Annotated in this window: 10 protein-coding genes; 7 read left to right on the top strand and 3 right to left on the bottom strand. The window is 66.0% G+C overall.

From position 1 onward, the window contains the following. Positions 1-932 (top strand): zinc metalloprotease HtpX (gene htpX / locus Q8P38_04775; GenBank protein ID MDP4013913.1); only part of this gene is annotated, 932 nt, incomplete at its 5' end. Then, positions 932-1,510, top strand: a complete 579-nt coding sequence (locus tag Q8P38_04770) for a hypothetical protein (GenBank protein ID MDP4013912.1) — start codon at positions 932-934, stop codon at positions 1,508-1,510. The genes htpX and Q8P38_04770, both read left to right, overlap by 1 nt. 13 nt (positions 1,511-1,523) lie before the next feature. Here the strand turns inward: Q8P38_04770 and Q8P38_04765 are convergent, their stop codons facing one another. Both Q8P38_04765 and Q8P38_04760 read right to left on the bottom strand, forming a co-directional pair. Next, entirely contained in the window at positions 1,524-1,943 is a 420-nt protein-coding gene (locus tag Q8P38_04765) for a hypothetical protein (protein MDP4013911.1), read from the bottom strand. A 63-nt stretch (positions 1,944-2,006) separates the two neighbouring features. Continuing rightward, on the bottom strand, positions 2,007-2,393 hold the full coding sequence (locus Q8P38_04760; protein ID MDP4013910.1) for a metalloregulator ArsR/SmtB family transcription factor: 387 nt from the start codon (positions 2,391-2,393) through the stop codon (positions 2,007-2,009). A gap of 118 nt (positions 2,394-2,511) precedes the next feature. Here Q8P38_04760 and merA point away from each other — a divergent pair, with 118 nt between their 5' ends. The 4 genes from merA (at position 2,512) to Q8P38_04740 (ending at position 8,997) form a co-directional block, all read left to right on the top strand. Beyond that, positions 2,512-3,921, top strand: a complete 1,410-nt coding sequence (gene merA / locus Q8P38_04755) for a mercury(II) reductase (GenBank protein ID MDP4013909.1) — start codon at positions 2,512-2,514, stop codon at positions 3,919-3,921. A gap of 452 nt (positions 3,922-4,373) precedes the next feature. Next, entirely contained in the window at positions 4,374-4,577 is a 204-nt protein-coding gene (locus Q8P38_04750) for a hypothetical protein (protein MDP4013908.1), read from the top strand. Between the two features lie 299 nt (positions 4,578-4,876). Further along, positions 4,877-8,032, top strand: a complete 3,156-nt coding sequence (locus tag Q8P38_04745; GenBank protein ID MDP4013907.1) for a DEAD/DEAH box helicase — start codon at positions 4,877-4,879, stop codon at positions 8,030-8,032. After that, positions 8,029-8,997, top strand: a complete 969-nt coding sequence (locus Q8P38_04740) for an SWIM zinc finger family protein (protein MDP4013906.1) — start codon at positions 8,029-8,031, stop codon at positions 8,995-8,997. Before Q8P38_04745 ends, Q8P38_04740 begins: the two co-directional genes overlap by 4 nt. 23 nt (positions 8,998-9,020) lie before the next feature. Here the strand turns inward: Q8P38_04740 and Q8P38_04735 are convergent, their stop codons facing one another. Then, positions 9,021-10,187, bottom strand: a complete 1,167-nt coding sequence (locus Q8P38_04735; GenBank protein ID MDP4013905.1) for a Fic family protein — start codon at positions 10,185-10,187, stop codon at positions 9,021-9,023. Positions 10,188-10,507: 320 nt separating this feature from the next. Between Q8P38_04735 and Q8P38_04730 the strand changes: the two genes are divergently transcribed. Further along, the coding region (locus tag Q8P38_04730; GenBank protein ID MDP4013904.1) for a hypothetical protein at positions 10,508-10,699 on the top strand (192 nt) is incomplete at its 3' end.

Here is a 10,699-nt window from a genome sequence, read left to right as displayed (position 1 = left end):
TAGGCCCGGCGCGGCAAGATGTTCGTGTGGCACGGACGCGGTACGCCAGCGACCCGGGGCTGACCCGGCGCATGTTCGGCACCATGGGTGGCCTGTTCCTTCTGTATGTCGCGATCGGCGTCGCGTTGATCATCTTTGGGGTCAGCGCCGTCTTTGTTCTGATCATCGCGGGCGGCCTGCTGTGGGGGCAGTGGTACTTCTGTGACTCGCTGGCCCTGCGCGCGATGCGGGCCGAGGTAGTCACTCCGGAGCAGGCCCCTCAGTTGCACGGCGTCGTTGACCGGCTGTGCCTGCTGGCCGACATGCCCAAGCCCCGCATCGCCGTAGCTGACACCGAAGTTCCGAATGCGTTCGCCACGGGACGTTCAGCGAAGCGCGCTGTCGTGTGCGTGACGACGGGTCTGCTGCGCCGGGTTGACCGAGATGAGTTGGAGGCAGTTCTGTCGCATGAGCTATCTCATGTCGCTCACCGGGACGTGACTGTCATGACTATCGCGTCATTCGCGGCGATCGTGGCCGGACTCCTGGCTCGCTCGGCGCTGTGGGGAGGGATGATCCGAGGCCGCAGGGACCAGAACACCGCTGCCGTCGTCCTGGTGGTCCTGCTCGTGTCCGCCCTGGTCTACGTCCTGTCCTACATCTTGACTGCCGCGCTGTCGAGGTATCGCGAGCTGGCGGCGGACCGCGGCGGAGCGTTGTTGACGGGCAACCCGCGTGCCTTGGCGTCAGCGCTGCAGAAGATCTCCGGAGAAGTCGCCCGGATCCCGACGACTGACCTGCGCAGGATGGAACCCGTGTCTTCGATGGCATTCGTTCCGGCCCTGTCCGGCACGCGGGGATTCGACTTGGCGCGGATCTTCGCGAGTCATCCGCCCCTGCAGAAGCGCCTGGAGAATCTGGCGAAGATCTCGACGGAATTGGGGAGGGAGTAATGGGCCTGCGAACTGTGTTGTTCGGCCGGGCGAAGCCCGTGCCACCGGACCTCGATGCGCTCTTCGCGTTGCCGAGCGCGGCGGTGACGCTGCGGGCCGCGCTGGACTTCGCACCGGCAGGTGCCGGATCCGTGGCGTTCCGCGCTCCCGAGGGCCGAGCCTTCGCGGAGGTTGAACAGGACGTTCGGGCGTTGCTGGACGCCGACGGGGGGCCGAAAGTTGAGTCAATGCGGGACGACTTCGGCTACACGTGGCTCGTGGTGCGCGGCGATCCGGAGGACGTTGCCGGGCTCGTGACCGACCTGCACGCCATCAACTCCACGCTGAAGGACTCCGGCTTCGGCCCGACGCTTCTGTGCTCCTTGGTCTCGTTCCGCGACGCTTCTGGGCGTCAGCTCGCGATCGTGTACCTGTTCAAGCAGGGCACTTTCTACCCGTTCGCCCCGCAGGGTGACGGCAAGCGCGACAACGTGCTCGAGCTGCAGGTCCGCGACTCAGTTGGATCGGATCTGCGATGGGAACCGGACCTCGCCCGGTGGTTCGCGGTCTGGGGGGCACCCGGGCTCGGGGACTCCTGACCGCCAGTTGACGTCAGTGCGACGTCATGGCGAAGCCGACGAAGAGCGCGACCAGAGCGAACGGCACGCCGATGACGGACACCTGTACGCGGCGAGTGCGCGCCAGCCACTCCTGAGCAGAATCCGCGCGCGCACGCAGCACGACTTGCGCGACGCAGTACAGATTCAGCGCGATCGCTATCAGGGCAGCGCTGATGTGAAGCCAGTAGATGGGCGGGAGCGGCCAAGCGCGGATCGCGAGCGCGACGCCAGTGACGACAACCGCGCTGATGGCTGGGACTTCGATGAGCAGGTCGATCCAGTAGTGGGTCCGCGCCACGAATCCCCGCGTGGCCGGATCCTTCCGATTCGCCATCTCAAGCACGGCCTCTGTCGCGACAATTCCGCCCCACAGGCTCAGCGCCATCACATGGGCGATCAGCAAGGCGCTCAAAGTGCGCCAACTCGGTGGTCCCGGGAATCCAGCCAAGCGGTCGTGATCGTCATGTCGCGGAGGCTAGCAGGCGGATCTGGAAGCCGACCCCGACCGGAGCTTCGAATCGATGCGCTGGCAAGCATCAAGTTCGGCGCGGTTGTCCCGCGCTAGTGAGCGCGCCAGATGGACCAACTCCGCTACCCGGGGGTCGCTAACGCTGTAGTAGCACCAGCGTCCCTGACGCCGAGCGCTGATGTAACCGCAGTCGGCTAGGCAGGCCAGATGTATTGAGACCCGGCCCTGGGATAGCCCCGCGTGTTCCACGCACTCGCTCACGGAGCGCTCGCCGTCCATCAGGAACTCCAGCAGCCGCAGCCGGGTGGGATCGCCGAGGGCACGGAAGAACTTCGCGAGGGTTTCGCCGTTGATGGTCTCAACGGCCGGTTGAGAGGTCTGTACGTTGATCAAGTCGCCACCCGTTCACATTCGCCTATCCGAATGCTAGGCTGAACAAATGCATTCGTCAAGACGAATGTGTGGTCTGCCGAGTGAGTGGTTCGGATCTCGTATTGGGGCTGGAGTTGCCATGGGTTTCGATCTTGCGATTGTTGGTTCTGGCTCGGCGGCCTTCGCGGCCGCGATCACTGCCCGCCGGGCGGGCCGCTCGGTAGTGATGATTGAGAGCGGGATCGTCGGCGGAACCTGCGTGAACACGGGCTGTGTTCCGTCCAAGGCCCTCCTGGCTGCGGCGGCTGCGCGCCACGATGCAGCTGAGGCAGGACGATTCCCAGGTATCACAGCCGGAGCCGCGTCGGTGGATCTCGATGAACTCATGACGGGCAAGGCTGCGCTGGTTGAGCAGTTGCGGGCCACCAAGTACGCCGACGTCGCCGCGTATCACGGGTGGGAAGTCATCTCCGGCCAGGCCCGTTTCGCCGCTGGTCCGCGCCTGCTCGTGGATGTGCGCGGCGGTGATCAGATCGAGATCGAGGCAAGGGCCTACCTGATAGCAACGGGCGCGTCCTCCTGGATACCACCAATCCGTGGGCTCGATGAGACCGGCTTCCTGACCTCGACGACGGCAATGGACCTGGAGGAGTTGCCCGATTCGTTGCTGGTCATCGGTGGGAACGCGGTGGGCCTGGAACAAGCGCAGCTATTCGCCCGACTCGGCTCCAAAGTCACCGTTGTGGAAGCCCGTGACCGGCTCGCCCCGTTCGCTGAACCGGAGGTGTCTGAGGCGATTGGGCAGGCGCTCACCGATGAAGGCATTGCGATAAGTACGGCAACCACGGTGCGGCGAGCCCAGAATGATGACGGGTTGATTGGCGCCACACTTTCGGGCGAATGTACGGATCGGCTCGCGGTGCGCCAGATCCTTGTGGCCACTGGACGGTTGCCGAACACCTCCCTGCTGAACTTGGACAGCGTCGGGGTCGACGTGGGGGCCCGGGGCGGGGTAGTGGTCGACGAATGCTTGCGGACAACTAACCCTGTGATCTGGGCGGCGGGGGACGTCACCGGTGGGGCGCAGTTCGTGTACGTGGCTGCCGCGCAGGGGGAACTGGCTGCGGGCAACGCCTTCGGTGAGTCCGCCGATCGCATCGACTACCGGTACCTGCCGCAGGTGATGTTCACTAGCCCTGCTGTCGCTTCCGTTGGGCTTACAGAGGCCCAAGCGCGGCAGGAGGGTTTGGAGGTTGACGTCCGCCTTCTGCCGATGAGCCTGGTGCCGCGCGCGATAGTGAACCGCGACTCGCGCGGAGTCCTGAAGATGGTCGCGGAGGCCGCAACCGGAAGGTTGCTGGGGGTTCACATGGTCTCCGACAGTGCCGGCGACGTCATAGCGGCAGCCACTCTTGCGCTACGGGCTCGGATGAGCGTCAGCGAGCTTGCGGGCACGTGGTCGCCATACCTGACCACTGCCGAAGCGCTCAAGCTGGCGGCGCAGGCATTCACCGGCGACGTAACGAAGCTTTCCTGCTGCGCCGTCTGAGCCCATAGGGGATTAGCTCTTGGCGCCAAGACCAGGAACAGTGAGCATCCGGTCCAAAGTGACCTTGGCCCAGCGGGCGGCGTCGGGGTCGACCTTGATGAGGTTGACGACGCAGCCGTTCCTGTACGGCCGCCCCGCGCGGCCCCGCCCGGATGACGTTGCGGCCGTTCCCGACAGATGCGCCCGTTGCTGAAGGATGCGCCCGTTGCAACGGGTGTTTCTGAGGGGTTCGAGGTGCGTTTGTCGGGAACGGCCGCAACGGTGGAGGCGGTGGGCGACACGCCGTTTCTTGGGTGGTGCCGGGTGGGGGCGTCCACGCGCCACGACGCCAGAGGACCGAGTAATCGCCTACTACGCGCTGTCTGGCGGCGGGGTGGAACCGGAAGCTGCGCCGCTGAGGGTAACTCGAGGCGTAGGTCGGCATCCCGTTCCAGTTGTGATACTGACTCGACTTGCCATCGACAAGTCTCAGCAGGGTCGGGGCCTGGGTGCGCGCGATGCTGATTCACGCCAAGGACGAATCAGCGCGTGACTACTACTTGAGACAGGGCGAGTTCGAACCCTCACCCACGGACCGGCTTCACTTGTTCCTGCTGCTCAAAGACCTGCGAAAGGCGATCGCGCCGCGCCCATCGTCTCCTGGCGCTCAGTCCTGAGAGCGCCACTCCATCAGGCGCCCCAGCAACCCGATGACGGTTCGCGTCCCGTGCGGCTCTGCCAGGTTCGCGCCGGATTCGTCGGGGGTCGGGTTCCAGGGGGCTCGTAACAGGCTCGGCGGATCGGTGGGTACCGTTTATCCGCGTTAGGTGCCCGATCAGCGGCTGGACGGTGTGGTTTGATCCTTATCTGCGCTGGATGGTCTACTCGGGCGCCCGGCGACGGCCAACTCGTGTTGTGGGGGCAGGACTCGGGCTTGCCGCCCCGGCCGCCGCCGCGGCGAGGACGGCCACCGAGGGTGCGAGCACATCCGTTCGCGGTCGCGGCCGACGATGTGGTCGAGCTCCTTGACTTGTCCGCGCGCCTCCCCGGCGCTGTCGCCGAGCTGGACACGGCGGTGTTGGCGCTTCCGACACGAGGCCCGGGCCCGGTGCCGCCGCCAGAGCTGGCGGTTGTCGGCCAGGGATTCGAAGACGTCTTCTCCGAGGATGGCGGAGTTGACGGCGAACCGGAGTCGCCGGTTTCCGTGGGGTTATGGCGGGTGCCGGCTCTGCGGTTCGATGCGGACTCAGCCCTGGCCCTGTTGCCCACGTTGACGACGGATTGGGCCCCTGAGTTCGTGGACGGGGGAGGTGCCCCTGGATTCGGTGGCGACGTGGACGCACCGGTGTTCGGTGGCGACGTTCACTTGCTTCGCGAGCTCGCGGAGTTCGCGAAGGATCTGACCGCGCGTGGTCGGGTCCTGCCGACCGTCCGGGAAGGCGGTACCGCCGGCCAGGCGGAATCCCGTTGGCGCCCGCTGATCACCGGGCCGGATGCCACGTGGTTGCGCACTTTCCCCGCTGCGCTGCCCCCTTCGTTGTTCGCGTCGGTCGACTCCAATGGGAAGCCGGTCGCGGGGCCGACAGAGACCGTCGCCTCAGCGGTCGACGCGTTGGTCGACGCCGCGGTGCGGGCAGCCTTGGACCCCGCGCCACGCCGCCGGGGGCGCCGGTCCTGGCGTAGCGCCCTGGTCGGAACGGACCGCCTGTTCGCGGCCAGCCCGGACGAGGTCGCCGGGCTACGACGCGCTCTCGACGATTGGCAACGCGATGCGATCGTCAGCGGCGCGGTGCGCGCTTGCTTCCGACTCGTCGAGCCGGAAGAGCCTGACTCTGCGGAAGACGAAGGGGAGTCCGCCGACCCGCTTGCCTCAGCCGATTCGGGAGCCGGGGTCGGAGCTGCCGGAGTAGTAGACGTGGAGCCCGGCTGGTGTCTCGAATTCGCCCTGCAAGCGGCCGACGAGCCCAGTCTCATTGTCGACGCCTCGCGGATCTGGCGCGCTCGGGGTTCGATGCGGGCGTTGGCCCGGCATGTTCCAGAGCCCCAGGAGACGCTGCTCGCCGAACTGGGCCGGGCCGTCCGCCTGTACCCGGAGCTGAGTCCCGCCCTGAGAACCGCGAAACCGTCTGGACTGCCGCTGGACACCATCGGCGCCCACGCGTTCCTGGCCGAGGCAGCGCCCACGTTGCTGGCTGCCGGATTCGGTGTGGTCCTGCCGGGTTGGTGGACGAATCCGTCCCGACTGGGGACCCGCCTGCGGGCCACGACACCCGCCCAGCCGGGTGCGGTCGGATCACAGGCAACGATCGGGCAGGAAGGACTCATCGACTTTGACTGGCAGCTCGCTGTTGGCGACGAGCCTGTCACCGATTCTGAGATCGACCGCCTGATCAGGGATCAACAGCCATTGGTGCGTCTGCGCGGGCAGTGGATGCTCGTCGACGCGGAGAAACTGCGGCGCGCGCGCGGGTTCCTGCGTCGTCAGCAGCGGTCGTCGGAGACCATGACGGTGATTGATGTGTTCCACGCCCTGGGGTCAGGGACCGACGGCCCGGGCGGCCTGCCTCTGCTCGGGGTTGACGCCGACGGATGGCTCGGCGACCTGCTCTCCGAGGCTGCGGACCGCCGCGTCGAGCCCGTACCCACGCCGCCTTCGTTCCGCGGGACGCTGCGCCCCTATCAGGAGCGGGGTCTGGCGTGGTTGACGTTCCTTGAGTCAATCGGAATGGGTGGGCTGCTCGCCGACGACATGGGTCTGGGGAAGACCATTCAGCTTCTAGCCTTGATCGCCCGGGACGCGCCCCGCGAGGGTAACCGGGCCGCCGATGCCGACGTGGCCGGTCGAGCACTCCCGACGCTGCTCGTGTGTCCAATGTCGCTGGTGGGTAACTGGGAGCGTGAAGCCGCCCGGTTCACACCTGACTTGCGGGTTCATGTCCACCATGGAGCCGAGCGTTCCAGGGGCGAGGCGTTCGAACAGGCGGTCGCGCAGTCCGATCTGGTGGTGACGACCTACTCGCTGCTTGCCCGGGACGCGGCCGCGCTGCGTGAAATCGGTTGGCGCCGCATTGTGTTGGACGAAGCGCAGGCCGTCAAGAACGCGGCGACGAAAGCAGCGGCCGCCGCGCGCTCGATGCCCGCCTCGAACAGGATCGCCGTCACTGGTACGCCGGTGGAGAATCGACTCGCGGACCTGTGGTCGCTGATGGAGTTCGCGAACCCGAGGCTCCTGGGAAACGCGAGCGATTTCAAGAACCGGTTCGCCACCCCCATCGAGAAGCACGGCGACGCCGAGGCCGGTCGACGATTGCGCGCGTTGACCCAGCCTTTCGTCCTGCGGCGACTCAAGACGGACCGGTCGATCATCACGGACTTGCCGGAGAAGCTGGAGATGGAGGTCGTGTGCTCGCTGACAGGCGAGCAGGCAGCCCTGTACCAGGGGGTGGTCGCCGACATGCTTGAGCAGATCGACAAGAAGGAGGGGATGCAGCGGCGGGGTCTGGTGCTGGCGACAATGACCAAGCTGAAGCAGGTATGCAACCACCCGGCGCAGTTCCTGCGCGACGGCAGCCGCGTGGCCGGAAGGTCGGGCAAGCTCGCCCGCCTTGAGGAGACCCTGGACGAGGTCCTCGCCGCCGGGGAGCAGGCGATCATCTTCAGCCAGTACGCGGAGTTCGGCGCCATGGTGCGCGGCCACCTGACCGCCCGCTTCGGTAGGGAGGTGGCTTTCCTGCACGGAGGGGTGGGTCGACCCGAACGAGACGCCATGGTCGCCCGCTTCCAGGGCGATGGCCGCGACCGCCCACCGCTGATGGTGCTGTCGCTGAAAGCCGGTGGCACCGGGCTGACCCTGACCGCGGCGAACCATGTGATCCACGTCGACCGGTGGTGGAATCCGGCGGTGGAGGACCAAGCCACCGATCGGGCGTTCCGGATCGGGCAGACTCGATCCGTCCAAGTGCGCAAGTTCGTGTGCGCCGGGACGTTGGAGGAGAAGATCGCCGCGATGATTCAGGACAAGCGGGGCCTGGCCGCCAGCATTGTCGGCACGGGCGAGGGGTGGCTCACCGAACTGTCGACCGCACAGCTGCGCGAACTCGTGCGCCTGGAGCCTGGTGCGGTGGTCGAATGAGCACGGGCAGAGGTCGCACTCCGCGCGGTCCCCGGGATTGGGCCGGGGGCTTTCCGCCGCCAGCACGGCCCCGAGATGTCAAAGGCGGGCTTACGGCCCGCAGCGCTCGAGGGGACATCGGCGAGCACTGGTGGTCGAGGCGCTTCATAGATGTGCTTGAGTCGTTCGCCCTGGGTTCCCGGCTCACGAGGGGGAAGGCCTACGCGCGGCGGGGTCAAGTAATCAACATGCGTATCGACGCGGGTTCGGTGACCGCACAGGTTCAGGGTTCGCGCAGGACCCCGTACCAGGCGCGGATCCAACTGGCGCCATTCAGTGAACTCGTGTGGACCAAGGTCGAGGTGGTGCTCGCGGAGCAGGCGATTCACAGCGCTCACCTGTTGGCCGGACAGTTCCCGCCCGAGCTGGAAGATGTTCTTGCCGAGGCGGGCGCGCCGTTGTTCCCTGGGAGCGCCTCGGATCTATCGATGAGCTGCTCGTGCCCCGATTGGGAAGTCCCGTGCAAGCATCTGGCTGCGACCTTTTACCTGCTGGCGGAGAGCTTCGACGAAGATCCGTTCCGGATCCTGCAGTGGCGGGGCCGGGAGCGCACTTCGTTGCTGGCTCGGATACGTGAGCTTCGCGGCGATGGCCCCACAGTCGCTCCCGATGAGGTCGCTGGCCCCGCAGCCGGTTCCGCGACCGATACCCGAACCATCGGGGCCGCGATGGCGCTGGCAGCCTTGCCAGGGCTGGACCCCGAGATCGGGTCGACTGAGCCCGCCCACGTCACCGGGTCCGCGGGCACAGTCGACGCGGCCGCTTTCTGGAGCGCGGGAGTGATTCCCCCGCCGCCGGTACATGACCGTCTACCCGAGGACTTCCTGTTGCGACAACTGCCGACACCCGGTCCATCGCTCGGAGGATCAGACCTACTCGACTCGCTGCGGAGCATGTACGCCAAACTCCCCGACTCGGACGGGTAGGGCTCTACCGCTCTGCCGCGGCCCTACGGGGATTGGGGCAGCTCGGGGTCCAACGCCTCAAGCACTCTAGTGGCCACCCAGCGGTGTCTCCTCCCGGCGCCGGTACCGACCTCCGAGAGGATGCCCAAGTCCTTCAGCTGCCTTAGCAGCTTGCTGGCTCCGGGCTGGCTCACGCCGAGATGATCCTGCACATAGCGGACCGTGAGTATTGGGTGGGCCAGCAACAGGTCCACAACTTCAATCGCGCGGCTTCGGGAACCGGACAAAGCCTCGCGACACGATTCCCGATAGTCCGAGAGGAGCTCGGATCGTGTGAACGCATCCTTGGCTTGGACTGCGATCGCGTCGAGGAAGAACAGCAGCCACTCGCGGATCTCTCCACGCTCGCGTACATACTCCAGCCGGTCGTAGTACTCAGACTTGCGCTCATCGAAGTAGTTGGAAACGTAGAGGAGAGGCGCGGGCAGACGACCCCGCTCGTTGAGGTACAGGACCACGAACAACCGTCCGAGCCTCCCATTCCCATCCAGGAACGGGTGGATCGTCTCGAACTGGTAATGCAGAAGCGCACAACGTATCAGGAGCGGTAGCTTCGGGTCCTCGTCATTGACGTAGCGTTCCCAGTCCGTCAAGGCGTCGGCGACATGATCCATGGGCGGAGGGACAAACCGGGCATTCCTTAGGGTGTTGTCCGGCGAGGAGATCCAGTTTTGGCTGCGCCGGAACTCTCCTGGAGTCCGCTCCTGTCCACGGACGCCCTCCATGAGGATGCTGTGCATCTCCTTGATCAAGCGCAGTGCCAAGGGGAACCCGCCTTCGAGCCTACTGATGCCGTGCCGGAGGGCTCTGACGTAGTTGTCCACTTCTCGGATGTCGTCTCGCTTCGGCTCTCCCGTCACGGTCGCCTCGAACACCTCGGTCACGGACGCCTGGGTTCCTTCGATGCGAGAACTCGCGACTGCCTCGCGAGTGATGTAGGCGTTGACAAGCAGATGGGGGTTGGGCAGGAGTCGGCCAGCCCCTGCGAGCCTTCCCAGAGCCGCGTCAGATTCGGAGAGCTTCATTACCGTGGAGGCGTCCAGGGTCAGCTCCCTTGGCAGTGGCTCAGGAAGGAAGGCCACGTATGGGGCAACACCGCGAACCGTGACGGGACGACCCCACTCCGGAGCCACAAACCTAGTTAGATCCACGGGGCTAACCTATAACGGAATAGGCACTTCTGTGTTAGGTGGCGTGTCTACCTATAACGACTGTTGGAGATCGCGAAGGCGAGAACGCCGCAGATCCGAAGTCAGCCGTTGACGCGTCCAGGGTCCGCTCCGCTGATCTGGCGAACGTGAACCTAGCCACTGCCGCGACGGTGGGGGCGGTGGGGGACACGCCGTTTCGTTGGCGGAGCGCTGTTCCAATTCGGTGCGGATGTGGGTGAATCGCTTGACAGTGCCCTGACTGGTCGTGTTCTGATTGGCACTCGCGGTGTTGGTGTGTCGTGGTTACGGGGAGGTTCAGGATGTCCAGTCAGGCCCGGTGGGGCGGTTTGCCGTGGTTGATGGCCGCGGTTGGTGGGGCTTTGGTCGTGGGCTTGTTGTCGGCGCCGCCTGCTGCTGGCGTGGGCGTGTCTTCGCCGGCCGCCGCTGAGGATGGGCAGCCCGATCTTGATGGTCCCGATTCCGCTGGGGGGGGGTCTCTGTCTGAAGCTGTT

It is taken from the genome of Candidatus Nanopelagicales bacterium (assembly GCA_030700225.1).
Taxonomy (GTDB): domain Bacteria; phylum Actinomycetota; class Actinomycetes; order S36-B12.
The sequence above is the reverse complement of the archived record's forward strand: the minus strand, read 5'-3'. Positions and strand labels throughout refer to the sequence as shown.